The sequence below is a fragment of the Pseudomonas sp. RA_35y_Pfl2_P32 genome (assembly GCF_963970735.1).
Taxonomy (GTDB): Bacteria; Pseudomonadota; Gammaproteobacteria; order Pseudomonadales; family Pseudomonadaceae; genus Aquipseudomonas.
The window spans coordinates 42,902-67,162 of record NZ_CAXAQF010000003.1; the positions used below are offsets into that span (position 1 = coordinate 42,902).

The window sequence follows — 24,261 nt, forward strand, 5'->3', positions numbered from 1 at the left end:
ACACCCATGACATTTTTACGCTGTGGTCTCGCTGGCGCGCTGTTCTGCGCACTATTACCAGTCGGGGCTTTCGCCAAAGTCGGCCCTGAACAGGCCAGTCATTTAAAAACCGACCTCACACCCTTTGGCGCCGAGCGCGCAGGCGATGCCGCCAACGGTATTCCGGCGTGGTCCGGTGGGCTGCAGGTGCCGCCCGCCAACTATAAAGGGCCGGGTAGCTTCGAGGCCGACCCGCTCGCGGATCAGAAGCCAACGCTGGTCATCAACGCGGCTAACCGCAAGCAATACGACGCGCATTTGAGTGAAGGCGTGCAAGCCTTGCTGGCGTCTTACCCAGACAGTTTCAAACTCCCGGTTTACCCAACCGAGCGCACGTTTGCGGCGCCGGAAGCGGTATATGCGAACACCTATAACAACGCACTGAATGCCGAACTGGTCGAGAGCGGCGACGGCTTCGTGCATGCCTACGGCGGCATTCCGTTTCCGATTCCGCAAAACGGTTCCGAGGCCATCTGGAACCACATCGCGCGCTGGCAGGGGCAATATTTTTTTGACATCGCCACCACCGCCATCGTCCGCGCCAACGGCAGCTACTCAAGCTTCCGCGAGCAGAGTCAGTACCTGTCCAACTACTACGCCGAAGGCAAGACGGCCGACACGTTGGGCAACCTGATGTTCCGCTACCTCAACGTGGTGCTGCCGCCGTCACGGTCGGCGGGGGAGGCGTTGCTGGTTCACGAGTCAATCGACCAAGTGGAAATGCCGCGCATGGCCTGGAGCTATTTGCCCGGCCAACGCCGTGTACGCCGTGCACCAAACGTGGCGTACGACAACCCGGTGGACGGCTATGTGAGCGATGACGCCGACATGTTCAATGGCGCGCCCAATCGCTACGAATGGAGGTTGCTGGGGAAAAAGATGCTCTACGTGCCTTACAACAATTATCGCCTCAACCAACCGGGCATGCCACTGGATCAGGTGATCCAAAAAGGCCATATCAATCCGGACCTCACGCGCTGGGAACTGCATCGGGTGTGGGTGGTTGAAGCCACCCTGAAACCGGGCGAGCGCCACGCCTATGGAAAACGCCGCTTCTACCTGGATGAAGACAGCTGGGCAGCGCTTGTTTCGGAAAGCTACGACTCGCGCGGTCAGCTCTGGCGGGTAAACCTGGCCTTCACCAAAGAGGCGTACGAAGTGCCGGTGCTGATGACCGAAGCGAACACGTTTCACGACCTGATCAGCCGCGAATACACCGTGCTGGGCCTGCGCAGCCAAGAGAAAAACCCTCGGCAATTCCACCTTCCTGCGCCTGCCGACAGCTATTGGCAGCCGGCCAACCTTCGCCGCATGGGCACCAACTAAGGAATCGCTATGAACCGTACCGCCTCCAAACGCCTGATCGGCGCGGCGATTGTCGCCGTGGTGTTGATCGCTGCCGTTATTTTCGGCCAGCAAGCCTACCGACTTTGGAAAGTCACCACGATTTTCGCCCCGGAGAAAATCGTCAACAACTTTCGATCCATGCCTAGCATTTTCGACGCGCATGAAATTGCCCGTGCCGGTAAACAGACTGCCTGGGCGGAAGAGAGCAAGGCGCTTCCCGTGCAGTTCACCTTTGCCGGTAAAGAGGTCGCCATCGACGAGTGGCTGACGCGCACGGGCACCACCGGCCTGGCGGTGATTCATAACGACAAGCTGGCATACGAGCGGTATTTCCAAGGCTACCAACCGCAGAGTCAGGCCATTGCCTGGTCCGTGAGCAAGTCATTTGTCTCGGCGCTAGCGGGCATCGCCATCGCCGAAGGCGCAATCAAAAGTGTGCGCGATCCGGTGACCCTTTACGTGCCGGCCTTGAAGGGCAGTGGCTATGACGGCGTCGCTCTGGAAGACGTGCTGGAGATGTCGTCCGGCGTGGCCTTCAACGAGGACTACGCAGATCCCAAGGCGGACATCAACCAGTTGGGCGAGGTGTTGGCCTATGGCCGGTCGGTCAATGACTGGGTTGCCGCGTTGAAACAACGTGACCGCGCTGGCGGTACTCAACATCACTACATCAGCGTCGATACGCAGGTGATTGGCATGGTGATAGAAGCTGTCACGGGCAAATCGCTGTCCGACTATTTTGCGGAAAAGCTGTGGTCACGAATTGGGCCAGAGTGCGACGCTCACTGGCTCGCCGATGGCCAGGGCAACGAGCTGGCGTTTGGTGGCTTGACCCTGTGTCTGCGTGATTTCGCCAAGCTCGGCCAACTTTATCTGCACAATGGCAAGAATGCCGCTGGCGAGCAGGTGGTGCCTGCGCAATGGGTGCAAGCCTCGGTTCATCCGCACAAAGCGCATTTGTTGCCGGGCAGGGCAGTGGAAGAAGGGCAGCCGATTCTGGGATATGGCTACCAGTGGTGGATTCCGCAAAGCAGCGAAGGCGAATATATGGCGGTCGGTGTGTACGGCCAGTTCGTGTATGTGAATCCCGCACGTAACGTTGTTATCGCCAAGACCTCGGCATATGCCAACTACAACGAAGATGGTATTCGTATGGAGTACGAGTCGCTCGAGGGCTTCCGTAGCATCGCTCGACAATTCACCAAACGAGGGGAGTGAGAGTTAATGCCGTCCGCCACTTTAATTGCGTTCGACTACGAGTGGCGCCCACTACAGAACTATCTTCAAGAACAGGGTATTAGTGCGCCGCACTTGCCTGCGCAGCGTAAAGGGCAGCTTCCGAGTGAGATACTATACGACTGGATTGTGAGCAACTGCTCAAGCGCTGCCGAGGGGCTGAAACTGGGTGAGTTCTACAACATATCGGACTACGGTGCCGCAGGGCTTGCGCTCCTGAGTTCCGCTACCTCTGCCGACGCACTCAATGTTATTCGTGCCTACATGCTGATCTTCAATAGGGACATCGCCGACATTCGAGTTGAGCACCCCAGCCTAGGCGAGGTAGGTATCTCGATATCCGTCAATTCACGCCCCGGCTGGGCGGCAGAGTCCTGCCTATTCCATACCAATGTGGTGGCTTCTGGTGCCTTCAAATTACTGAGAGCGCTTCACGGATCTGACTTCGAAGTCACCGGCCTAACATTACCCGCACGCCCAGGTTCCGCCCGGCTCTACGAAGACTATTTCGATGTTCCAGTTCGTCTGTTCGGTAGCAACATCGTGATCCATATTCCGGCCGACCAGATGGAAAGGAAGATCCGAACAGCAAACCCGGCTGTATTTGAAATTGCATTGGCCATGGCCAACGAAAGTTTCACCAAGCTTTTAGAAATGGAGATGGGCGGCATACGCCAGCGAGTAGTGAGCCTTCTGAAGTCACTGCCCGAACCGTTTCCGGACATACAAAGCGTGGCCCTCCACCTCAAACTTACCGAGCGCACGTTACGCCGCAGGCTCGCAGAGGAAGGGTGCGGGTACCGGCAAATTGTCGACGAGTCACGACATCAAAAAGCCAGGCAGCTTCTAACGCTGACGCATCTAAGGATTGAGCAAATTAGCGAAATGCTTGGCTACGCAGACGTCTCCAGTTTCAGGCACGCCTTCAGAAGGTGGACTGGGTATTCCATCAACACATTTAAACGTGAAACGCGACAGGACAATTAGAGGGCGGAGAGTCGGAAAATCCAGATGAGGCCTCGAATTCTAGATTTTTCATGCTGTTTTGAAGCACGGCCGGTCGCGGTAGGGACGGCAGTTACCTGCCGCCCCCGCACAGATCCGTACGTGCGGAACTACCGCATACGGCTCCTGCCTCGGGTAACCGCGCTGAACGCCCGTAAGCCCGACAAGTGCTTGTCGCCTCGTTTCACTCAGTCAAACCTACGGGGGCAACCCATGTTGGTGCATCAAAGGTTTTGATTGTCGAGGCGTCGTTTAAAAGCGCCGAGCGCAGTACCAATCAGTGGGCCCATCACCGGGTCGGTGGCAATGCCCTCGGCGCTCAACTGGCTGGACAGGAGGTTAACAGTCAATGACGCTTCCTCGATGATGCTAGCCGACATCGTATCCAGGACCAGTCGCAATGCGGCTTGCGCATGACTGGCTCTGGGCGATGCGTTGAAAAGCGCGACAGGCTTGCCCGGAAACTCTTCACTGCTCACGAGCCAATCGAGCATGTTTTTGAATGCGCCAGGAATACCTCGAGCGTACTCGGGGCATGAAAACAACAGCCCATCCGCCTGCCCGATAATTGCGCGTAACTCTATGACCGCATCGGGGGGATCCTCGAGCAGATCCGGGTTGAAGTGAGGCAATTCAGCTATGACTTCGTAATGCACGACCAATACCCCTTCGGGGCATAGACGCTCAGCTGCTCGTAGCAAAATCGAGTTGGAGGAGGCCTGACGCAGACTTCCCGAAACAGCAACCAAACGTACCATTTCAACACCATTCGTGATTCGTAAGTCGGTGAAGTTTCGCACGAGCCGGACCTCATGCACCATTGCTGCATAGCAATGCGGCAATGGATATATTCTTCCATCTTGCTGCTACGAACGAATGTGTTTACAGGATAAAAACCTATTCGTTGGATTCAGGGAGATGGTTGGTCGGATGTATACCGCCCTATCGTCATTCGAGTACTTGAGCGTTTCGAGCCAAAGGCTTGCGCATCTGCCAAAGCATCCACGTGATCGCCAGACCGACGACAATAGCCCCGACCCAGGCTGTACTGATCAGGCCCATCCCTTCCAAACTCGCGCCCCCCAGCAGTGCACCCAGCGCGATACCACCATTGAAGCCTGCGATATTCAGGCCCGCCGCGACTGCCGGAGCCTGCGGTGCGTGTAGGTGCGACAAGCCGAGCACCCGTGCCTGCAATGCCGGCACAGCCGCATAGGTCAGCGCACCCAAGGCACCGGTCAATAGAGTCATCAGTGACAGGGACGAAGTTGACAGCCAGATGGCCAGCAGTACCACCAGCAACCCAGCCAGCACCGTCATCACCGCAAAGTCCGCGCCTTTTCGATCGGTCAGGCGTCCGCCCCAGAAGTTGCCGATGGCCGCCATCACGCCGTACCCCAACATCAACAAGCTGGCTGTACCCTCGCTGACTCTCGTCTCCTGCAACAGAATCGGAGAAATATAGGTGTAGAGCGCGAATGACCCTGCGTAAGCCAGCACCGTGATGCCAGCGCCGGCTAACAGGTATGAATTAAAGATGACTTTGATCCCATCCATCGCATTTGCCTGTGTTGATGCATCATCACGAACCGCTGGCATCATGATCAGCAAACCCAGGAAGCCGAGGGTGCCACTCGCAGCCACGGCCATGAAGATGACTTGCCAGCTAAACAAACCGCCCAGATATGTGCCGAGCGGAACACCTATCGCCTGGGCTAATGTCAGGCCGCCAAATACCACGGACACAGCCACTCCAGCGCGATGCCTCCCTGCCAGTTGCGTTGCGACGCTGGACGCCACGGCCAGGAATACTCCATGGCCCAGCCCGGAGGCGAAGCGTGCCATCAGCATGGGCATCAACGTATCGGACATGCTCACCAACACATTGCCCAGCGTGAACAAACCCATTGCCACTAGCAGCAGCCGCTTACGCGGCCAGCGTGTTGCCAGTGCGGTCAGCCCTGGTGCACCCATCATCGCGCCGAGCGCATAAGCGGTGACAGCCGCCCCCACTTGGCTAACGCTGGTATGCAAATCCGCGGAAATGGTCGAGATCAATCCGATCGTGACGAACTCGGTGAAGCCCAGGGCAAATGTGCAGAGTGCAAAAACATAAATCACAAAAGGCATGCGCTCGTTCATGAATCAAACCCACCGAGATCGAGACCATCGACTTGCGTATCGCCTCCCTTGGCGCTGACCAAGTCATTGGCGTCGAGGTGAACCGCAGGTCCTTTGCGATCGCGGTGGATCAGGGCGAAAAGAATGCGTTGTGTCATCAAAAACTCCTGGAATCTGGCAGGCGTATGCGGCCGGGAGCGCCATTCTGGCGATTTTGATATACCCTTTAAACGACCAGAATGGACAAGTACTTGCCCTGGAGTTGCCCAAATGAGTGTGCGTAATCTGGATGACCTAGCGATATTCGTGCAGGTGGTAGACCGTGTGAGCTTCTCCGCCGCCGCACGTGATCTACACCTGGCACCCAAGAAGGTGAGCAAGCAGATTGCCCGTCTTGAGCACGCGTTGGGCACCACCCTGTTCGAGCGCAACACCCGCAATCTACGGATTACGGACGAAGGCCGCGCCATCGCTGAGCGAGCGCGAGTTGCCCTGGCGGTGCTAGAAGAAATACAGGAATTGGCAGCGGGGGGCGCCAGGAACTCAGGGGCATCATTCGCTTGACCGCACCCGCGCCGTTTGGCCGCAAGTACGTTACTGCGGCCATCCATGACTTTTGCCGTTTGTATCCCGGAGTAGGCTTCGATTTGCGTCTGTCCGATTCGGTGCAAGATCTGTTCAGCGCTGATCTGGATTTAGCGATTCGCATGGGCGAACTGGCCGATTCGCGATTGGTCGCGCGGCGAGTGACTGATAACCGGCGTGTGCTGGTGGCATCTGCCTCTTACTTGCAGAAGTACGGCCAACTTGAACAGCCGGCGGAGCTTGAGCAACACAACTGCCTGGTATTCGCCTATCCGGGGTTGTTGCAAAATACTTGGCCTCTGCGCAACGGGCGGCGAGAAGTGGCAATCGCGGTCAGTGGCACACTTTGCAGCGACAGCGGCGATGCGCTGCATGAGTGGTGCTTGGCCGGGCAGGGCATTTCGCTGCGTGAGACTTGGGATATCCACGAGGAGCTACGCGATGGGCGGTTGCTGCGGGTTTTGCCGGATTGGGAGGCGCAGCCCTCGAAAATAAGCATGGTGCGGGCACGTCGCGAGCCGGTGCCTCGGCGACTGACGGTATTCAGCGATTTTCTTGTCGAACGCTGGCGTAAGGCGCCTTGGGATCTGATTTAGTCGAACAGTCCCTCTGATACGGGATTTCAGCACAGTTTGCCTGGCTAAACAGACGCCCAGCCGTTGAGGCACAAGCTTCGTCATCCCCTTGTCTGTTGCGTCGTATCCGTTCGGCCAAGTCGTGTACTGGATACCGTATGACAGGAGACTGTCATGTGCGGTTCAGTGAGGATCCGAGGGGAAACTCGCTTCAGTTGACCCGACTCGCAGGCGCACTGCGCAGCGGAAAACGGAGATGGTCCGTATGCATAGTGCGGGTGAGACCGGAGAACTACTGCCGTATCAGTGGATCCATTCGAGCTTATACAGGATGATCCAGCGGACTCTTGAAATGATACTGGGGAAACATATGAGGCTAAATGACATAAGCCTTCGTCAGTGTACGTCGGAGGACGAACCGTTTCTACTTGCCTTGCGGCGTGTGACCATGGATGAGCACCTGAGGCGTGCTGGGGAGCCTACTGATGATGCCGCTCACTTGGCCCGTATCAGATACCGAGCCTGCGATGCACATATCGTATTATGGGCATCTGTTCCTATTGGCTTACTTAAATACGTTGAAGGTCTAGCTGAATGGGAAATCGTGCAAGTTCAAATTTTACCGGCTTACCAGGGGCAAGGTATTTCGAAGCAACTCCTAACCGAATGGCTGGCCCGGGCAGATTCAGCTGATATTGCTGTATCGCTCACTGTTTTGAAGGGTAACAAAGCCATAAATCTCTATAGGCGGTTGGGGTTCCAAATCGTTACGGACTCAGGAAACTCTTTCAAGATGAAACGGGAGCGACAGAAATATCTTACGGACGACGTGAGTGCCGATATTCGTCCTCAAATACGCATATCCCCTTAATTTAATATGGGGGTGGAGTGGTTTCCGGAGAGCGGGTTCTGAAATTGGAGCACCAAACCGAGCAGAATTATGATGTGGCTGATTATTCAGCTAAGTAGGTGGCATCGCCGGTCGCGGTAGGGACGGCAGTTGCCTGCCGCCCCCCGCACAGATCCGTACGTGCGGAACTACCGCATACGGCTCCTGCCTCGGGTATGTGACGCGAAGCGATCCTCAGGGTAAGGATGTGCATTTCTGGGTCTAGGTATGTAGAGGTCAGCAAGGCATCCGTAGCGTGACCATTGAAGCCGATTACGCTGGCTGCGACGTTTGAGGGCTTGCCGCCATAGGCGACATACCGCCGAACGAAAACCACCAAGACGTATCAGGTTTCCCGGCACCGCGTGGTAATTGAAGTAGCCCCTGACCACCCGAGTAAGCCATTGCCCTTGAGCCCGGATGGGCTCATGACATCGGCGCTTCAGCTCATCCCGAATAGCCAGCAGCGTCGCACGCATTCGCTTCTTGATCGTCAGTCGCAGTATTTGAAAACCACCGCTTCTGTTGGTACTGCAACAGTGCGTGAAGCCCAGGAAGTCAAACGTCTCCGGTTTACCTAACCCTCGCTTCCTGCGATTTCTCGCAGCAAAACGACCAAATTCAATCAGCCGTGTTTTCGAGGCATTGAGGGATAGACCGAACCCGGCCAAGCGTTTCTGCAACTGCACCAGAAACTGTTGAGCCTGCCATTGCGTCCTGAAACCCACCACGCTGTCGTCCGCGTATCGCACAACAATCACATCGCCACGGGCATGCCGCTGGCGCCACTGCCTTGCCCACAGATCCAGCACGTAGTGAAGATAGATATTCGCCAGCAACGGCGATATCACTGCGCCTTGGGGCGTTCCCTTGGTCGCAGCCATCCTACGGCCATCCTCCATAACACCCGCCTGAAGCCATTTGCAGATAAGCCCGAGCAGGCGCCGGTCTGCAATCCGGTGTCCCAGAAACATCAGCATCCATTCATGGTCGATCTCATCAAAGAACGACGTGATATCCGCATCCAATATCCAGTTCACCTTCTGGCCCTTGAGCGCGACCGTCAACGCATCCAGTGCATCGTGCTGGCTACGCCCCGGCCGAAACCCATACGAGAATCCCAGAAAGTCTTCTTCATAGATCGCATTCAGAACGGTAACGACCGCCTGCTGTACGATCTTGTCCTCCAGAGAGGCAATGCCCAGCGGACGCTGCCTGCCGTCGGCTTTGGGGATATAGACCCGCCGCGACGGCGTTGCCCGGTAGGCTCCACTGTGAAGCCTTGCGTGCAAATCGCTCACCCGCTGGAGAAGACCTTCCTCATATTCTCGCCACGACATGCCGTCCACGCCCACTGCGGCATCGCGGCGCAGGGCATAAAAGCTCTGCGCCAGTAACTGCGGTGTGACGTGGTGCAGCAATGCCGTGAACTGCGTGCCCTTGTTCCTTCGGGCTGCTTCACGTACACCTTCAAGTCCCATCGACGCGCAACTGATCCGGCTCAGTGTCCGGGGCGCGGGAGGCCCGTTGGTGTTTCCCTTGGCTACGTCCCTTTCCTCCACTATCTCCGCAGGGCTTAGCCCTTTGTTCGATGGCTTCTCAGGTACTACGGACGTATCCGACTTCTCAGCGCCGTGGACAGCAGGGTTACGGCTTTTGGCCTTTCCTGCTCCGCCCGGTGCTTGCGCACCGGGCAGTGCTGAGATCTCCCAGTTTCTGTGCGAAGGACTTCCCGACGTGCACAGGGTCTCCGACCGCGCGGGATCAGAGCATGACTGGCGTATAACGCCATGCTCCGTATTGCCTTCTGCTTCGCTTAACAGCATCGGCATCCCGGATTCCTGATTCCGCGGCTCAATGGCTGGCCCATCGGTTTCCCCTGTCAACGCTTCACCCTGCACCTCACGGTGCAACATGCATGACTCGGGGTCTGGTTGATTCGCCATTTCTTACCAGTATCGAACTTTCATCGACTATCCTCCGCCAGCTTTAACTGGCGCACTAAGCGTCCGGCCAAGTCAGCTTATAGTTGTGCAACCTACCTTCTCGCTTCCCGCTCCGGAACCCACCATGGTTTCACCTGTGGTTTTCAGAAAGAGTTTGCACGTCTCTGCGCTTTACGTAGTGGATGAAGAATCAGCCCCATAAGCCTCCCGCGTCGCCGGTACACCCCTCGTACCTGCCGAGTATCATCGATGCTGACGTGCGCTTGACCTGAATTAGACCATCGGTCTAAAATTATGCCCGGCTTCATTGTGACAACCATTGAGGATCACTCCATTAATCATCGAGATCAGGCGCGAGAACGCTTGCGGAAACTGCCGGATGTCCAGCGCACTGTCTGGCTCGATACGGCAGAAGACGAGTTCAAGGTCCATGGGTTCGAAGGCGCATCGCTGAACCGGATTCTGGCGCGTGCCGGCATCAGCAAGGGACAAGCCTATTATTACTTTGCCGACAAAGGCGAGCTCTATCGCGCCGTGATCGAGCGAGCGATGGCTGAACTTGCCGGATTGCTCGACGCACGCCTACCCACCACGGATTCCGCCCTGAGTTACTGGCACCAGACCGCCGCGCTCTTCGGCAAAGTAACGGTTATATTCCAGCAAAACAACCGTCTGGCCGAATTGGGGCGCGGCATCTATCGCGAAGCGGTTGCACAAGCCGCCATTGAAGACCTGCTCAGCGGTCTGCATGGCCATCTGAAGCGGCTGCTCGAGACTGGGCAGGATGTTGGTGCCGTCCGTTCGGATCTGCCGCTGAGCTTGTTGACCGACACGGCCTTTGCCGTGGTGCGTGAGATTGATCGGTGGTTTGCGCTGAACGTGCACGACCTTGGCGAACAACACGCGCTCAACCTGAACCGCCGGGCCGTGGGCCTCATGATCGCCATGATGGCACCGATGGAAAGCGCCACCGAACTGGCAAGTTCGACCACATCACCGTGAAGGATCGCACTCATGGCCGTTTTCCGTTTCGCCGTTGTCACCCTCCTGATCGCCTCCGCTATCAATCTGAGCCTCATGGTGCCGGGAGGGTTTGTCGAGACCCGTGATTTCAGCGCCTATCCCGCGATTGTGCTTGGCGCATTCAATGCGTTCCTGACAGTGCTTGGTCTGGGAAGTCTGGTGCTTGCCGTTATCGTCGCGCGCAAGGGCCGGGGATATGGCCTGCCGGAGCTTGCCGGTCTCGCTTTTGTCTGCGTCTATCTACTCGATCTCGGCCGTATTTTTCCGGTACCGCCGAACCCTATGTCGCCTCTCCTGACCACGCTTGAATGGCTCGGCACCGTCCTCGGTGGGGCGCTGGTGCTGGCGGTGATCATGCTCTCCCGGTACGACGCATCGAGCGCGGTAATATCGAGCCGACCATCGATTCCTGGGCCCGTGCTGATCGGTCTTGTCATCGTGGCGGTGATCATTGTCGCCTACGCGACCAAGTCTGCGATGGGTCTATAGGTCATGGCGCCACATCGGGTTTACTCACGCCGTTAACCACAATCTTCAGTAGAGGGCGGTGAAGCGATCCGCGGAACCAACGTTGTAAATGTGGGCGGCGCCGTTGATCTCGTCGTAGCGGCCCAGTGGCGTTAGGTCGGCCATTCCCCGGCCGATTTCGAGTGTAGACGTCGTATCAAGGCTGCCAACCGTCGCCGTTATGGCAGACCTGACCGGTAAGTTAACCCTCGGCGTCGCCTGGAGCTCGGGAGAGACACCTAAGCATAAGTTCAGCGTCTTGGTGATGGGCAAACCTTCTGCTACGAGCTGTCTGCGGACGAGATCTTCAGAGATGGAGCTTACTGGCGCAGTTGTTTTGGGGAGGCGTTCAACAGGCGGCGCATCAGTCGCCGCAGGGCCGTGGCATCTTGGTATCCCACCTGTGCGGCGATAGATTCAACGGAGTGCCTGCTGGTTTCCAGCAGCACGCGGGCTCTGTTCAATTGCACACGCTGGATCAGATTCCGAGTTGAAAGACCGGTCGCTTTTTGAAGGTGCCGGGACAGCGTTCGCTCAGACATGCCGACGTAAGCCGCAAGACTCGGGACACTGGGCGGATGGGGCAGTTGTGCTTCTATGTAGGCGGAGAGGTTGGCGACCAGCGTATTGCCCTGGGCCATGATTGCCGGGTTGATGAATGGGGATTGCAACTGCCGGCCATCGAGTAGAAGGGCCTTGCCCACCACGTCGGCGAGCTCCGGCGACAGACGTCTGCGCAGCAGGTGCAGCATCAGGTCAGCTTGCGCGAAGGCTGCGCCGGCGGTCGTCAAGGGCGGGTCGCAGAGCACCATGACGTTGGGGTCGACGATGCAGTCAGGCGCAATGCTCGACAGCCAGGGGGCGAGCCACCAGGAAGTCGTCACCCGTCGCCCCGTGAGTAACCCTGCGGCGTGCAGGAGAAAGACCGCCGAGCATGAGGCGGCAATCTCCTTGCCTTGATTCACATGTGCCTTCAGCGCTGGCAGTGTCTGAAGGACCCAGTCTTCTTCAAGACGCTGCAGCAGCGCGTCGAAGTCGCTGATGCCGAGGCCCGGAATGACCCAGCATGAGTTGTCCTCTACGTCTGTGGTCAGCGCGTCAACCTGCAACAGCATGCCTTGGCCCAGCGTAGTCAGCCCTGGCTGCGGCCCACAAACGCGCCAGCGTGGCACGGCAAGGCCGCGTCGCTGCGCCAGTGTGGCGGCGGTGCCGAGGATGTCCAAGGTCGCTGCGACGCTTGAGGCGAACGACCCGGGAAAGATGAGGACAGTGAAATCGTACATTGTCCGATTATGCCCGAAAGAAGACGAATCGGTCACTTATCGAGGGAAGGGATAACTGGCCCAATGGCGCCTCCAGTTAACAGCGAGGTTTCCCCATGCCAAACATCCTGATCAAGGTACCTACCGGCGCTTTCAACCTGCCACAGCGCCACCAGTTGCTTCGAAGCGTGAGCGAGGTGGCAATGATTAATGAACACATGGGCGATGCCCCTCAGCAACGTATGTTGTGCTGGGTGCTCATCGAGGAAGTGCAGGCCGATCAATGGCTGTGCGGAGGCGTTGCTCCTCATGCCCAGGTTGTCCCGTGCATGGTCATCGTCAAGGTGCCCGCCGGCGTCCTTGATGCACCGATGCGCCAGCGCTACGTGGGTGAACTGCATGGCGCCATACAATCGAGCCTGGCCGCGGGGGATCAGCGCCGGTTGCTGAGCTCGATACAGATCGAGGAGGTTGTTGATGGAACGTGGGGGGCGAACGGTGAGATCTGGCATTTGGCCGACTTCACCCGTGCAGCCGGATACGGGCATCTCGCGGACTAGCGATATGGGCCCTCCAGAAAGCGTACATCTGTACGCTTATTCGTCCCCCGGCCGAACTGTCGGTTGTTTCAGTCCCCGTCGAGATAAACGGTTGGCGGTACTGTTGCGATTCGCTGTGAGACAGGGGGAGATGCTCGCCTGCCGCCAAATCGCTGTTGAACCTGCGTCACATCCCTGACCGCACCGCGAGCTGCGTTCGATGTCAGTGCCGCGTAGGCCTGAAGTGCCGCCGACACTTTTCGAGCCCGTGCGGCTGGCTGCCAGGCTTGCCCTTCCTTGGCATCCATCGAGTGGTAACGCTGGTTCAACGTTGCCTCATCGACCATCAGTTCAACGGAACGGTTGGGAATATCGATCTTGATCACGTCCCCTGTTTCCACCAGGCCTATCAGTCCACCTTCCGCCGCTTCCGGTGATACATGGCCGATGGACAGGCCGGAGCTGCCGCCCGAAAATCGCCCGTCGGTCAAAAGAGCGCAGGACTTGGCCAGCGCTTTGGATTTGAGATAGCTGGTGGGGTAGAGCATTTCCTGCATACCAGGGCCGCCCTTGGGGCCTTCGTAGCGGATGACCACAACATCGCCAGGCACCACCTGGTCGCCAAGGATGCCAGCCACCGCCGCCTCCTGACTTTCGAAAACCACGGCTTTGCCTTCGAACACCAACATGGAGGGGGCGACACTGGCTGTTTTGACGATACAGCCCTCCGGCGCCAGGTTGCCAAACAGCACCGCGAGGCCGCCGTCCTTGCTGAAAGCCTGTTCAGCGCATCGGATCGCGCCCGTTGACCTGTCTGTGTCCAGATCATCCCAGCGCGCTGACTGACTGAAGGCTCGCTGGGTGAGGGCATTGCCCGGCGCGGCACGGAAAAAAGTCTGCACTTGCTGGTCTGGGTTACGGGCGATGTCCCAGCGATCCAGCGCATCTCTCAAGGTGGGCGCGTGGATTGTAGGCAAACTTGTGTCGATCAAGCCTGCACGGTCCAACTCGCCAAGGATCGCCATGATGCCACCGGCTCGATGCACGTTCTCGATGTGCACATCGCTACAGGCGGGCGCGACTTTGCACAGCCACGGGACTCGGCGAGACAGCAGGTCAATGTCGGCCATGTTGAACTCCACGCCGCCTTCGCGAGCAGCTGCCAATAGGTGAAGGACAGTGTTGGTCGAGCCGCCCATGGCGATGTCCAGGCTCATGGCGTTTGAAAAAGCCGCTCGGTTGGCAATGTTGCGCGGCAACGCCCGCGCGTCGTCTTGTTCATACCAGCGCTTGGCTAACTCGACGATCAGTCGCCCGCTCTGGCGAAACAGTCCCTCACGCTCGACATGGGTCGCCAGCACCGTACCATTGCCCGGCAATGCCAGGCCAAGTGCTTCCGTCAGGCAATTCATCGAGTTGGCGGTGAACATACCGGAGCACGAACCGCAGGTAGGGCAGGCGGCACGCTCGATCGCTGCGACCTCCTCGTCGTTATAGGAATCATCGGCGGCGATCACCATTGCGTCGATCAGGTCCAGAGACTGGAGCTTGCCTTTGATCACCGCCTTCCCAGCCTCCATCGCACCGCCAGAAACGAACACGGTAGGGATGTTCAGGCGCATGGCAGCCATCAGCATGCCTGGGGTGATTTTGTCGCAGTTGGAGATGCACACCAGTGCATCGGCGCAATGGGCATTGACCATGTATTCAACGGCATCGGCGATCAGTTCCCGCGAGGGTAATGAATAGAGCATGCCGTCGTGGCCCATGGCGATGCCATCGTCGACGGCGATGGTATTGAACTCCTTCGCCACGCCGCCGGCCTGCGCCACTTCGCCGGCGACCAGTTGGCCGAGATCCTTGAGGTGTACGTGACCTGGGACAAACTGCGTAAAGCTGTTGGCGATGGCAATGATGGGTTTGCCGAAGTCGTCATCGGTCATGCCTGTGGCTCGCCACAGGCTACGGGCGCCGGCCATGTTGCGGCCATGGGTAGTGGTTCTCGAACGATAAACGGGCATAGAGTCCTCCTGGGCTGACGGTATGGACTCAGGCTAAAGACTGGTTTTGTGGCTGTGAAATATATTATTTAGTGCTTATTAAGTTGTTGGAGGTATAAGAAATGGATGTTCGCCAGCTCAGGCATTTTGTCGCTGTCGCCCAGACCTTGCATTTCAGCCTGGCAGCGCAACGCCTGTGCATGACCCAACCACCGTTGAGCCAGTCGATCATGGCGCTGGAGCGCGAAGTCGGTGCGTCGCTGTTCGTACGCACCAAGCGCAGCGTGGCGCTGACCCCGTTCGCCGAGCAATGGCTACCTCAGGTGCGGGCCGCGCTCGGTGCCATCGATGCGCTTGGTAATACGGCGCAAGCTATTCTTCGGGGCGATGCCGGCACGCTGGAACTGTCTTTTGTCAGCACCGCCGACTACAGCATTCTTCCCGTACTGGTCCAACGCTTCCGCAGCCTGTACCCGGCGGTGGAGCTTTCGCTGATGGAGGCCACTAGTGACCTTCAGATAGCGGCGCTGGTCGAGGGGCAGGGGCACGCAGGCATTGTGATCGCCAACCCTTGGGCCTCTATTCCCGATCAATTGGCCTACCGATCTTTGGTAGTCGAGCCACTGATTGCCGCTGTGCCGGAGACGTGGATGCTAGACGGGCGCTTGGTCGATGTGGATGGACGGTTATCTTCAGACACGATGATTTCTTGCCCTTTGGTGGTATTTCCCAGGCGTGCGGCACCGGCGTTCTATGATCTGGTCACCGGCTACTACGCAGCGTGCGGCGGTAGCCTGCATATTGCCCAGCACGCTATTCAGATGCAGACGATCATTAGCTTGGTATCGGCAGGCATGGGCATTGCGCTGGTGCCTGCATCATTGCGTCACCTGGCGCGCTCGGGGGTGCGCTATCTCGCTTTGGAGGATAATGCGCCACATCTGGAAACAGGCCTGGTTTACCGCCGCGACGATATGGCACCGACCCTCGCCAACTTCCTGCACATGGCCAGTCAGTTGCTCGAACTGGACATGAGTTGATCCGAGGTCGGGCGATTCGGCACCGGACACCTCAGGTCGGCACGGCGACCTGTTACGGCGTTGGTGCCTGTTGGCGTTGTCAGAGGTGACGGCTCTGTCGACACGCGCGCAAATACGTTGTCACCAACGCTAAAGAGCCGGCTCCAGACTCGCTCCGCCGACAGCCTTGTACAGCACGACCACAGCCAGTGCCCGCTGCTCGACAACGTCCGCGCTGCTCAGTTGAGCCTCGCGCAAAGCCTTCGCGGTATCGAGACGATTGAGCATGTCCGTGATGCCGCGTTGGTAAAGCGTATCGGCATGGCTGGCTGTGCGCTGGGCAGCGGCCAGACGAATCTCTTCCTCCATGGCTTTGCGGCGCCCGGTATCAATGGCAGTGAGTGCATTTTCGGTATCTTCGATACCTTCAAGCACTGCCAGGCGGTACGCAAAGATCGCTTCCGTCAAACCCGCTTCGCGCGCACTCACGGTCGCGCGGCGTGCGCCCCAGTCCAGCAATGGGATGTGGATTGATAGCCCAGCGGACGCGTTCGTCGCGCGTTCGGCTAAAGGTGTGCCGAGCAGGCTGCCACTGGCTTTGATGTCTCCTACTAGCGTCATGCGCGGGTAGAGATCGGCGACAGCGATACCCAACTCCGCATTGGCTTGTGCAATCAGGCGTTCTGCACGTTGGATTTGCGGGCGTACGCGCACAAGATCGGCAGGTAGAACACGCAGCGCCAAGCGTTCGGCAACGGGTTGTGGCATTGGCTTCAGTAAGTCCGAGTCGAGGGTGGCTTTACCGGTCAATACGGCGATGCGCTGGGCGGATTGCTGTATGGATTGTTCGAGCAACGGCAGTTGCGCCGCTGTCTCTGAGGCTGCCGTCAGACTGCGATCGAGGTCGAGATCGCCCACAATGCCTGCGGCGCGTCGGTCACGCGTCAGCGCGACGAGACGGTTTTGATCTTTGAGGTTTTCTCTCTGGAGCGCCAGGCGGCGCTGTGCGGCGCGTAACTCGATGTAGCTACGCGCCATTTCGGCGACCACGGAGACGCGCGCCATTCGAGACTCGGCCAGCGCACTACCCGCTGTCGCGCGGGAGGTCTGTTCGGTCGCTGCGAAATGCCCGAACAGATCTAGCTCCCAGGATGCATCGAAACCCGCCTGAAAGTAGCTGCTGGTTCGCGATCCGGTAGGAGACTGTAGGTTATCTTCCGAGGCTCGCTCGAAGTCACTTTCTGCGGGGCCGGGCAAGCGCTTCTGGCGGCGGCCTTCAGTGGTTGCGCCCACCTGTGGCAAACGCTGAGCCTCGGCTGTTCGCACCAGTGCCCGGGCGGCTTGCAAGCGGCTGCTGGCCTGCAACAGCGTCAGGTTTTGTTCAAGCGTCTGTGCAACCAACGCATCAAGCACCGGCTCATCAAACGCCTTCCACCACTGAGCTGGGTCGACGATCGGTGTGCGAGGCACGGCGCCACGGTTCGCCCAATCGGTTGCAACGGGCTGCACGTTTTCGGGCTGCGGGCCAAGCTTTGCGCATCCTGCAAGCGTGGCGGCTAAAACCATGACCGCGGATAGAAGCGGCCTTTGCGTTATAGGGGTTTGCCGGTCGGCTCACGGAAAGATCCTTTCGTATCGTCGCTTGACTGTGCCTGGGGTTTTCTAAATACTAGACTAAGTAGTCGATCTAATTAAAGGGGGCGAACATCAACACCTGCCTCTATGGAGAAGAAATGAGAAAAGTTGATCCTGAGAAGCACCAGGCCAAGCTGCACCAGATCCTCGAAGCAGCGATCATGTGCTTTGCCGAAAAAGGCTTTCGCGGTACTTCGACCAACGAAATCTGTGCTGCTGCGGGCATGAGCCCTGGCAACCTGTTTCACTATTTCCCCAATAAGCAGGCAGTGATTGAGGCCATTGCGGAGGAGGACCGACGCGAAATGAGTGAACGCTTCGCCCGGCTTGTCGATGAGCCCGATGCCATTGTGGCGGTTGAGCGATTGGCGAAGGACCTCTTGAAGCAGTGTGCCTATCCTATCTACGCCAAGATCGGCGTTGAGGTTGTTGCTGAGTCCATGCGCAACCCTGAAATGGCAGCCTTATTTGCTGCCAGCGAGGCTTCGATCAAGGGGGATCTGGTCGCGCTTCTAAAGCGCGGAATCACACAGGGTCAGATCGATGCAACCTTGGATCCGAAGATCGCTGCTACCTGGCTCATCGCTCTTATTGACGGTGCAGTCTCCCGCTCTGTTCTGGATCGGGATTTCAAACTCAAAACCTATACGCCAACGTTGATGCGCATGATTCGACGATTTCTTGAGTAGCGCGTTTCACTAAGTTCATTGTCTGTACGTCGTTCCTTCTCCTGTGAAAACTGGAGCTGCACCGGTGTGCGCCAAGCCTTCGTTCCGACACGTTTTTTCGGACTACCTCAATGAAAACTCCGATGAGCCCTGATCTCGCCTTTGCTGGTGCACCACGATCTCACCGCCTGTGGCTTTGGGCTGGTGTATGCCTGCTGCTGGTCAGCTTGGGAGCATTGCTGCTTTGGCCTTCCAACGAGCCCGCAGCCTCCGTTGTACCCCCGCTGCGCGTCAGCACAGTCACGGCAGGTCCAGCGATGCTCAATCGTTCTGTACAGGTGAATGGAGCACTGGTTGCCCGCGAGGAAATCGCCATCAGTTCATCCTTGTCGGAACAGCGTGTGGCAAAGGTGAAAGTGGAGGAGGGCGACAGTGTCCAGGCGGAACAGTTGCTGGCTAGCCTGGAAACCCAAGGGCTGGACGCGCAAGTTCGCCAGGCGCAAGCGGTATGGGCACGTGCGCGTTCTGCAGTCGGCCAACAGGAAGCTGTCACTGTTGAAGCAAAAGCCACCTTCAAGCGCATCGAGTTGCTGGGGGGAAGTGGGGCGGTCAGTGAGCAGCAGGTCGATGAGCGTCGCGCCCAGGCGGACTCAGCAGCGGCCAGCCTGCGAGCTGCGCGTGCAGAAGTTGAGCAGGCGCTTGCGCAACTTGCCGACGCTCGCCACCAGCGCAGCAAAGCTGATATCCGGGCACCTTTTGCAGGTGTCATCGTGGAGCGTGTGGCACGTACCGGCGCGTTGAGTGGTGGTGACCCCATGTTCCGGCTGATTCGAGAGGGGGCCATCGAATTTGAAGGGGAGGTGGCGGAAACCGACCTAGTAGACATCACACCTGGGCAAACGCTTCGTGTCCAGATTGCCGGGATCTCTTCTCCCATGAAGGGCACGATTCGACGGGTGCTCCCCAAGGTTGATGCGCGATCCCGACTCGGTCGTGTACGCATTGAGTTGGGCTATTCGCCTCTGCTTCGCGTTGGCACCTATGCCCAGGCGACGTTGGTCCTTGCGCCGCGTAAGCTCGACGTGACGCTGCCAGCTCGGGCGTTTTCTATCATCGATGTGCATCGGGCCTGGGTGATGCGTATCAATGATCAGGGGATCATCGCTCGTCAAACAGTAGCAACCGGTCGGCGCAGTGGCGACTTACTGGAGATTACCTCGGGCTTGCAGACCGGCGAGCGTGTAGTCGCGAATGCATCTGCTTTTGTGCGCGAAGGCGACGTGGTGATCGCCTCCGCCGCTCCTGCGCCGCTGATTGAGGAGGCGCCATGAGCTTCCAGGTATCATCCTGGGCAATTCGGCGGCCCATTCCCACGCTGGTTCTGTTCTTCCTGTTGGCTGTTGTCGGCATCAGCGCGTTCGTGCGCCTGCCCATCAACGCGAACCCACGTGTGGACTTTCCCGTCGTCACCGTTGCTGTCACCCTGCCGGGAGCCGCGTCGAGCGAGTTGGAAAATGCCGTCACCCGCCGCGTGGAAAACGCCATTGCCGGGCTTGCCGGTATCCGGCACATGAGTTCAACACTGAGCGACGGCACTTCTCTGACCACGGTTGAATTTCAACTCGGCGTCGATCCCGACCGTGCAACGAATGACGTGCGCGAGGCCGTCACCGTGGTGCGCACCGAGTTTCCGCCAGCCGTGCTGGAACCGCGCATTTCGCGGGTAGATGTCGAAGGGGGCGCGATCCTCTATTACGCAGTCGACTCCGCTGAACGCAGTACCGTGGAGCTTTCGTGGTTTGTGGACGATACCGTCAGCCGAGCCTTGCTCGCGACACCCGGTGTTCAGCGTGTGCAGCGCATGGGGGGCGCGGACCGTGAGATCCGGATTGAACTCAAACCGGAACGGCTTGCCGCTCTAGGCATCAGTGCCGAACAGGTCAACACACAATTGGTGCAGGGCAATGTGGATGTGCCTGGCGGACGTATCATTCTCTACGGCCGCGAACAAGCCATCCGCACGCTAGGGAGCGCCGCAAGCATGGAGGCGCTAACGGCCCGTCCGATCTCCCTGCCTGGGGCGCGGTGGGCCACTCTGGCCGACCTCGCGACCGTGCACGACGACAGTAGCGAGAGTCGGGAGCTTGCCCGGTTGAATGATCGGGAAGTTGTTGGTTTTGCCGTTTATCGCGCCAAAGGCTCCAGTGACACCGTGGTTGCTCAGGGCGTTGAAGACACCATTGCCGGCCTCCAACGAAGCTATGGCGATCTCAAGATCCAACAGTTCGCCTCCACGGTGGACTACACCCGCGCCAGCTACAAAATGTCTATGATGACGTTGTTGGAAGGCGCGGGCCTGACCGTCATCGTGGTGTTCTTTTTCTTGCGCAACTGGCGCGCCACCCTGGTCGCGGCCATCGCGCTCCCATTGTCGATCCTGCCGACATTCGCCGCCATGGCATTGCTGGGCTACACCCTGAACAGCATCACCTTACTGGCCTTGACCTTGGTTATCGGCATCCTGGTCGATGATGCGATTGTCGAAATCGAAAACATTGAACGTCATCTGGAAATGGGCAAGCGCCCGTTCCGTGCCGCGATCGATGCCTCCGGAGCGATCGGCTTCGCAGTCGTTGCCATCACCGCGACCATTGTGGCCGTGTTTCTTCCGGTCAGTTTTATTGGTGGCTACATTGGACGTTACTTCACGCAGTTCGGCATCACGGTTTCCGTGGCCGTGCTGGCCTCTATGTTGGTCGCAAGGCTAGCAACACCGCTTCTCTCCGCCTATCTGATGCAGCCGAAGGCAGGTGTGGGTTCAGTAGGTCATGGCCCGCACGCCCAGCCAGGCAAGTTGATGGCGCTCTATCTCAGATTGTTGGACTGGTCACTTCGGCATCGCCGCATAGCACTAGGGAGTGGGGTGGCGTTCCTTATCAGCTCGCTTCTTTTGATTCCTTTGCTCCCCACGGGTTTCCTGCCCGTTAGCGATCTGAGTCTTGCGCAAGTCAACGTCGAGCTGACCCCGGGCACACCACTGGCTCAGGCCGACAAGAAGCTACGAGAGGCCGGCAACCAGATCGCCCAGCGCAAGGAAGTGAATGCTGTATTCACGCTGGCCGGAGGACAGGATGCAGCGGGCGCGAACGATGTCACCAAAGGCATGCTTCTGGTCCGCCTCAAGCCCCCGAGCGAACGGGAGCTGGATCAAAAAGGGGTCGAGCAATTGTTGCAGCAGGATCTGAGTCAACTAGACGACATACGATTCACATTCCAGGGGGGAAGCGATGCGCGTGATGTTTCCATCATCCTGCTCAGCGCGAACCCCGCAAAACTGTCAGAGACGGCGAACGAACTTCAGCGACAAATGCGTGGAGTTGCAGGCATTGCCAACGTTCAGGTCAACGAGCCGCTTGCTCGCCCGGAATTGTTGATCCAGCCGCGTCTCCACGAAGCAGCACGGGCGGGAGTCTCTGTGTCGAGCATCGGCAACGTCATGCGTATCGCCACACTCGGCGAAGTCGATGCGAGTTCTGCTCGATTCGACCTGACGGATCGACAGATACCTATTCGCGTCGTGCTGGATGAGCGCTCACGCAGTGACCTGGAGACTCTTCGAAATCTGAGCATTCCAACCGATGATGGCAATAGCGTTCCGCTTCATGCGGTCGCCACTCTCGGCTTCGCAGATGGGCCCGCGCGCATCGAACGCTTCGACCGTCTTCGGCGGGTGTCGGTGGACGCGGACCTGAGTTCTGGCTCCACCCTGGGCGATACCCTCGACAGCATCAATGCCTTGCCTGTGCTGCAGGCGTTGCCTGAAGGCGTGCGTCGCGTTGAATATGGTGACGCCGAGTACATGAACGAGATGTTCGACAAGTTCGGTGTGGCGATGGGGTTTGGCATCCTGATGGTGTATGCCGTCCTCGTGCTGCTGTTCAAAGATTTTCTGCAGCCCATCACGATCCTGGTCGCGCTCCCTCTGTCCATCGGCGGCGCCATTGTGGGTCTGCTGCTCTATGGCGCAGCGCTCGACCTTCCCGCAATGATCGGCATCTTGATGCTTATGGGCATCGTCACGAAGAACTCTATTCTTCTGGTCGAGTTCGCCAATGAAAAGCGCCGGGAAGGGGGTTCGCGCCGGGACGCACTGCTGCGGTCGGGAGCAGAGCGCGCCCGACCGATCATCATGACCACCATCGCCATGGCCGCCGGCATGGTGCCCGCGGTCCTCAGCAGTGGTGCCGACAGCGGCTTTCGGGCGCCCATGGCGATCGCTGTAATCGGGGGATTGATCACGTCGACCGTCCTGAGTCTGGTGTTCGTGCCGGTGGTATTCACCTATATGGACGACTTGCGAAGGTATCTCGCCCAAAGGTTAATGCGATTGACCTCGGTCACCGAGATGGATCGCAAGGAAAGCGATTCCCGGGTGTGATGTCAGGCTATTTCCACAATGATCGGCAGCATGCCACTAGAGGAAACTCGCTCCCCACAGCTGAATGCGAAGCAGGTGCGACGAGTGTCTCGGTATGGATCAAGGTACGCAAGGACGGGCTCGCCAATACCAAAGCGGCTTATCTGCAGCAGTGCACGCGCTAGCACATCGGAAAGATAGGTGCGCTTCAACGGTTGTGCGTTAGCAGCGAAATCAGGCCAGCGGTTCGGGCTTGCAACTCGAGCGAGTCAGGGAGCCAATTTTAGTTAGCGTTCGTATGTCTCAATTCGCAAAGCTATCGTGGAGAGAACAACTTAATGGATAAAGTGTTTCAGGATCGCCGTTCATGGCCGCCAGCAATGATCAATATCCCAGGCGGACAAGCAAGTGTTAAAGACGAAGCGTCAGGGATTCGATGGACAGTGGATCTTCCACCGTATCGTATCGGGCGTTATCCGATAACGGCATGGCAATACCAGCAACTCGTCAACGATCTCGCGGTCCCTGATGGGCAAGCCGACACCCCAAAAGTTGAGGTGTCGTGGCTGGACGCGATCAGTTTTTGCAACCAAATCTCCCTGCAACAGGGGCTTACGCCGAGCTATCGCACGACTGTTGACGGGGAAATAGAATGCGACTGGGGTGTGGACGGCTACCGGCTTCCCTCGGAAGCAGAATGGGAATTTGCATGCAGAGCCGGCAGCTCGGAGGTGCGATACGGGCCACTCGAAGACGTCGCTTGGTACCGTGAAAATTCAGAAGGGAGCATTCATCCAATTGGAAGCAAGGCGGCGAATGCATGGGGCCTACATGACACTATTGGGAATGCGTGGGAGTGGTGCTGGGATATCTACGACCCGGCAGTCTATGGCCCATATCGGGTGTTTCGCGGCGGAGGCTGGTGCGATCCAGCTCATGGATGCCGAGCCTCTTGCCGCCGGAAGAGCCACCCCACCTACCGCATTGATGACGTTGGTTTTTGGCTGGCTCAGTCCGTTTGTAACGGCTCGGTTATGCGTAGTGGGAAGCCAGAACTTTAGAGGTCGAAATACCTGGCCTGCACTGTAGGCGTGCGCCGTATTGAATAGGGTGACACCGAGTACATGAACGAGATGTTCGACAAGTTCGGTGTTGCGTCAATAGATAATGGGCGCGTCACAGTAACGCTCCTTGCTACGAGTTCTCTTTCGTAGGCGTGTCTTTGTGAAGCGAGAAACGTACGAAAACAAGGTCGCGAGGGAGCGCTTGAAGGAGGGGCTCAATGTCCCGAATTTACAAGCGCACCGTAAACGCCGTTGAGCTTCGTCAATTCGGTATCTGTTCCCTTTTCAACGACGCAGCCACGTTGCAGAACGACGATTTGATTTACGTGGCGAATGGTCGAGAGGCGGTGTCGCTTAGTCTATTAATTGTAGGGGAGTAAAGCC

The 24,261-nt window shown here is 58.1% G+C and carries 21 protein-coding genes; 14 read left to right on the forward strand and 7 right to left on the reverse strand.

Annotated elements, in window-relative coordinates:
• Positions 1-6 precede the first annotated feature (6 nt).
• Genes AACY45_RS03795 through AACY45_RS03805 form a run of 3 tightly spaced genes read left to right on the forward strand, consistent with a single transcriptional unit; the run spans position 7 to position 3,609 of the window.
• Positions 7-1,365 carry a DUF1329 domain-containing protein gene (locus tag AACY45_RS03795; protein ID WP_445261156.1) on the forward strand — a complete coding sequence of 453 codons (1,359 nt, stop codon included), beginning with the start codon at positions 7-9 and terminating at the stop codon, positions 1,363-1,365.
• Between the two features lie 9 nt (positions 1,366-1,374).
• Complete coding sequence (locus tag AACY45_RS03800; RefSeq protein ID WP_339544219.1) at positions 1,375-2,604, forward strand: serine hydrolase domain-containing protein; 1,230 nt, start codon at positions 1,375-1,377, stop codon at positions 2,602-2,604.
• 6 nt (positions 2,605-2,610) lie between these two features.
• On the forward strand, positions 2,611-3,609 hold the full coding sequence (locus AACY45_RS03805; RefSeq protein WP_339544220.1) for a helix-turn-helix transcriptional regulator: 999 nt from the start codon (positions 2,611-2,613) through the stop codon (positions 3,607-3,609).
• A gap of 242 nt (positions 3,610-3,851) precedes the next feature.
• Here the strand turns inward: AACY45_RS03805 and AACY45_RS03810 are convergent, their stop codons facing one another.
• From AACY45_RS03810 to AACY45_RS03820, 3 genes are all read right to left on the reverse strand, one after another.
• Positions 3,852-4,427, reverse strand: coding sequence for an NADPH-dependent FMN reductase (locus AACY45_RS03810; protein ID WP_339544221.1), 576 nt, complete (start codon positions 4,425-4,427; stop codon positions 3,852-3,854).
• A 148-nt stretch (positions 4,428-4,575) separates the two neighbouring features.
• On the reverse strand, positions 4,576-5,769 hold the full coding sequence (locus AACY45_RS03815; protein WP_339544222.1) for an MFS transporter: 1,194 nt from the start codon (positions 5,767-5,769) through the stop codon (positions 4,576-4,578).
• Positions 5,766-5,906 carry a hypothetical protein gene (locus AACY45_RS03820; protein WP_258615201.1) on the reverse strand — a complete coding sequence of 47 codons (141 nt, stop codon included), beginning with the start codon at positions 5,904-5,906 and terminating at the stop codon, positions 5,766-5,768. Before AACY45_RS03820 ends, AACY45_RS03815 begins: the two co-directional genes overlap by 4 nt.
• A gap of 112 nt (positions 5,907-6,018) precedes the next feature.
• Here AACY45_RS03820 and AACY45_RS03825 point away from each other — a divergent pair, with 112 nt between their 5' ends.
• The 3 genes from AACY45_RS03825 to AACY45_RS03835 all read left to right on the forward strand — a co-directional run bounded on the left by AACY45_RS03825 (position 6,019) and on the right by AACY45_RS03835 (position 7,779).
• The gene (locus AACY45_RS03825) at positions 6,019-6,312 is read left to right on the forward strand and encodes a LysR family transcriptional regulator (protein WP_339544223.1); all 294 of its coding nucleotides are present in this window, start codon (positions 6,019-6,021) and stop codon (positions 6,310-6,312) included.
• Positions 6,309-6,929: a substrate binding domain-containing protein gene (locus tag AACY45_RS03830; RefSeq protein ID WP_339544224.1), complete on the forward strand. Its 621-nt coding sequence runs from the start codon at positions 6,309-6,311 to the stop codon at positions 6,927-6,929. The genes AACY45_RS03825 and AACY45_RS03830 overlap by 4 nt, the downstream gene beginning before the upstream one ends.
• 427 nt (positions 6,930-7,356) lie before the next feature.
• Positions 7,357-7,779: a GNAT family N-acetyltransferase gene (locus AACY45_RS03835; RefSeq protein WP_339544225.1), complete on the forward strand. Its 423-nt coding sequence runs from the start codon at positions 7,357-7,359 to the stop codon at positions 7,777-7,779.
• Positions 7,780-7,946: 167 nt separating this feature from the next.
• Here the strand turns inward: AACY45_RS03835 and ltrA are convergent, their stop codons facing one another.
• Complete coding sequence (gene ltrA / locus AACY45_RS03840; protein ID WP_445261157.1) at positions 7,947-9,713, reverse strand: group II intron reverse transcriptase/maturase; 1,767 nt, start codon at positions 9,711-9,713, stop codon at positions 7,947-7,949.
• A gap of 324 nt (positions 9,714-10,037) precedes the next feature.
• Between ltrA and AACY45_RS03845 the strand changes: the two genes are divergently transcribed.
• Entirely contained in the window at positions 10,038-10,745 is a 708-nt protein-coding gene (locus AACY45_RS03845; protein ID WP_339544226.1) for a TetR/AcrR family transcriptional regulator, read from the forward strand.
• A gap of 12 nt (positions 10,746-10,757) precedes the next feature.
• Entirely contained in the window at positions 10,758-11,255 is a 498-nt protein-coding gene (locus AACY45_RS03850; protein ID WP_339544227.1) for a hypothetical protein, read from the forward strand.
• 338 nt (positions 11,256-11,593) lie between these two features.
• On the opposite strand, the gene AACY45_RS03855 is transcribed toward AACY45_RS03850, so the two are convergent.
• The gene (locus AACY45_RS03855) at positions 11,594-12,556 is read right to left on the reverse strand and encodes a GlxA family transcriptional regulator (protein ID WP_339544228.1); all 963 of its coding nucleotides are present in this window, start codon (positions 12,554-12,556) and stop codon (positions 11,594-11,596) included.
• A 95-nt stretch (positions 12,557-12,651) separates the two neighbouring features.
• Here AACY45_RS03855 and AACY45_RS03860 point away from each other — a divergent pair, with 95 nt between their 5' ends.
• A complete protein-coding gene (locus AACY45_RS03860) occupies positions 12,652-13,095 on the forward strand; it encodes a tautomerase family protein (protein WP_339544229.1) in 444 nt (147 codons plus the stop codon).
• Between the two features lie 68 nt (positions 13,096-13,163).
• Here AACY45_RS03860 and ilvD read toward each other — a convergent pair whose 3' ends face one another.
• Entirely contained in the window at positions 13,164-15,095 is a 1,932-nt protein-coding gene (gene ilvD / locus AACY45_RS03865; protein WP_339544230.1) for a dihydroxy-acid dehydratase, read from the reverse strand.
• A 101-nt stretch (positions 15,096-15,196) separates the two neighbouring features.
• Between ilvD and AACY45_RS03870 the strand changes: the two genes are divergently transcribed.
• Positions 15,197-16,114, forward strand: a complete 918-nt coding sequence (locus AACY45_RS03870; protein ID WP_339544231.1) for a LysR family transcriptional regulator — start codon at positions 15,197-15,199, stop codon at positions 16,112-16,114.
• A gap of 129 nt (positions 16,115-16,243) precedes the next feature.
• Here AACY45_RS03870 and AACY45_RS03875 read toward each other — a convergent pair whose 3' ends face one another.
• A complete protein-coding gene (locus AACY45_RS03875) occupies positions 16,244-17,659 on the reverse strand; it encodes an efflux transporter outer membrane subunit (RefSeq protein ID WP_339544232.1) in 1,416 nt (471 codons plus the stop codon).
• A 167-nt stretch (positions 17,660-17,826) separates the two neighbouring features.
• Between AACY45_RS03875 and AACY45_RS03880 the strand changes: the two genes are divergently transcribed.
• From AACY45_RS03880 to AACY45_RS03895, 4 genes are all read left to right on the forward strand, one after another.
• Complete coding sequence (locus AACY45_RS03880; protein ID WP_339544233.1) at positions 17,827-18,417, forward strand: TetR/AcrR family transcriptional regulator; 591 nt, start codon at positions 17,827-17,829, stop codon at positions 18,415-18,417.
• Between the two features lie 122 nt (positions 18,418-18,539).
• Positions 18,540-19,727: an efflux RND transporter periplasmic adaptor subunit gene (locus tag AACY45_RS03885; protein WP_339544234.1), complete on the forward strand. Its 1,188-nt coding sequence runs from the start codon at positions 18,540-18,542 to the stop codon at positions 19,725-19,727.
• On the forward strand, positions 19,724-22,834 hold the full coding sequence (locus tag AACY45_RS03890; protein WP_339544235.1) for an efflux RND transporter permease subunit: 3,111 nt from the start codon (positions 19,724-19,726) through the stop codon (positions 22,832-22,834). Before AACY45_RS03885 ends, AACY45_RS03890 begins: the two co-directional genes overlap by 4 nt.
• 317 nt (positions 22,835-23,151) lie before the next feature.
• Positions 23,152-23,874 carry a formylglycine-generating enzyme family protein gene (locus AACY45_RS03895; protein ID WP_339544236.1) on the forward strand — a complete coding sequence of 241 codons (723 nt, stop codon included), beginning with the start codon at positions 23,152-23,154 and terminating at the stop codon, positions 23,872-23,874.
• The last annotated feature ends 387 nt before the right edge of the window (positions 23,875-24,261 follow it).

What these genes read in the sequence shown, in the direction of transcription:
- AACY45_RS03795 (WP_445261156.1), top strand. Translation starts at nt 7, where the DNA reads ATGACATTTTTACGCTGTGGTCTCGCTGGCGCGCTGTTCTGCGCACTA.
- AACY45_RS03800 (WP_339544219.1), top strand. Translation starts at nt 1,375, where the DNA reads ATGAACCGTACCGCCTCCAAACGCCTGATCGGCGCGGCGATTGTCGCC.
- AACY45_RS03805 (WP_339544220.1), top strand. Translation starts at nt 2,611, where the DNA reads ATGCCGTCCGCCACTTTAATTGCGTTCGACTACGAGTGGCGCCCACTA.
- AACY45_RS03815 (WP_339544222.1), bottom strand. Translation starts at nt 5,769, where the DNA reads ATGAACGAGCGCATGCCTTTTGTGATTTATGTTTTTGCACTCTGCACA.
- AACY45_RS03820 (WP_258615201.1), bottom strand. Translation starts at nt 5,906, where the DNA reads ATGACACAACGCATTCTTTTCGCCCTGATCCACCGCGATCGCAAAGGA.
- AACY45_RS03825 (WP_339544223.1), top strand. Translation starts at nt 6,019, where the DNA reads ATGAGTGTGCGTAATCTGGATGACCTAGCGATATTCGTGCAGGTGGTA.
- AACY45_RS03835 (WP_339544225.1), top strand. Translation starts at nt 7,357, where the DNA reads ATGGATGAGCACCTGAGGCGTGCTGGGGAGCCTACTGATGATGCCGCT.
- ltrA (WP_445261157.1), bottom strand. Translation starts at nt 9,713, where the DNA reads ATGTTGCACCGTGAGGTGCAGGGTGAAGCGTTGACAGGGGAAACCGAT.
- AACY45_RS03845 (WP_339544226.1), top strand. Translation starts at nt 10,038, where the DNA reads ATGCCCGGCTTCATTGTGACAACCATTGAGGATCACTCCATTAATCAT.
- AACY45_RS03850 (WP_339544227.1), top strand. Translation starts at nt 10,758, where the DNA reads ATGGCCGTTTTCCGTTTCGCCGTTGTCACCCTCCTGATCGCCTCCGCT.
- AACY45_RS03855 (WP_339544228.1), bottom strand. Translation starts at nt 12,556, where the DNA reads ATGTACGATTTCACTGTCCTCATCTTTCCCGGGTCGTTCGCCTCAAGC.
- AACY45_RS03860 (WP_339544229.1), top strand. Translation starts at nt 12,652, where the DNA reads ATGCCAAACATCCTGATCAAGGTACCTACCGGCGCTTTCAACCTGCCA.
- ilvD (WP_339544230.1), bottom strand. Translation starts at nt 15,095, where the DNA reads ATGCCCGTTTATCGTTCGAGAACCACTACCCATGGCCGCAACATGGCC.
- AACY45_RS03870 (WP_339544231.1), top strand. Translation starts at nt 15,197, where the DNA reads ATGGATGTTCGCCAGCTCAGGCATTTTGTCGCTGTCGCCCAGACCTTG.
- AACY45_RS03875 (WP_339544232.1), bottom strand. Translation starts at nt 17,659, where the DNA reads ATGGTTTTAGCCGCCACGCTTGCAGGATGCGCAAAGCTTGGCCCGCAG.
- AACY45_RS03880 (WP_339544233.1), top strand. Translation starts at nt 17,827, where the DNA reads ATGAGAAAAGTTGATCCTGAGAAGCACCAGGCCAAGCTGCACCAGATC.
- AACY45_RS03885 (WP_339544234.1), top strand. Translation starts at nt 18,540, where the DNA reads ATGAGCCCTGATCTCGCCTTTGCTGGTGCACCACGATCTCACCGCCTG.
- AACY45_RS03890 (WP_339544235.1), top strand. Translation starts at nt 19,724, where the DNA reads ATGAGCTTCCAGGTATCATCCTGGGCAATTCGGCGGCCCATTCCCACG.
- AACY45_RS03895 (WP_339544236.1), top strand. Translation starts at nt 23,152, where the DNA reads ATGGATAAAGTGTTTCAGGATCGCCGTTCATGGCCGCCAGCAATGATC.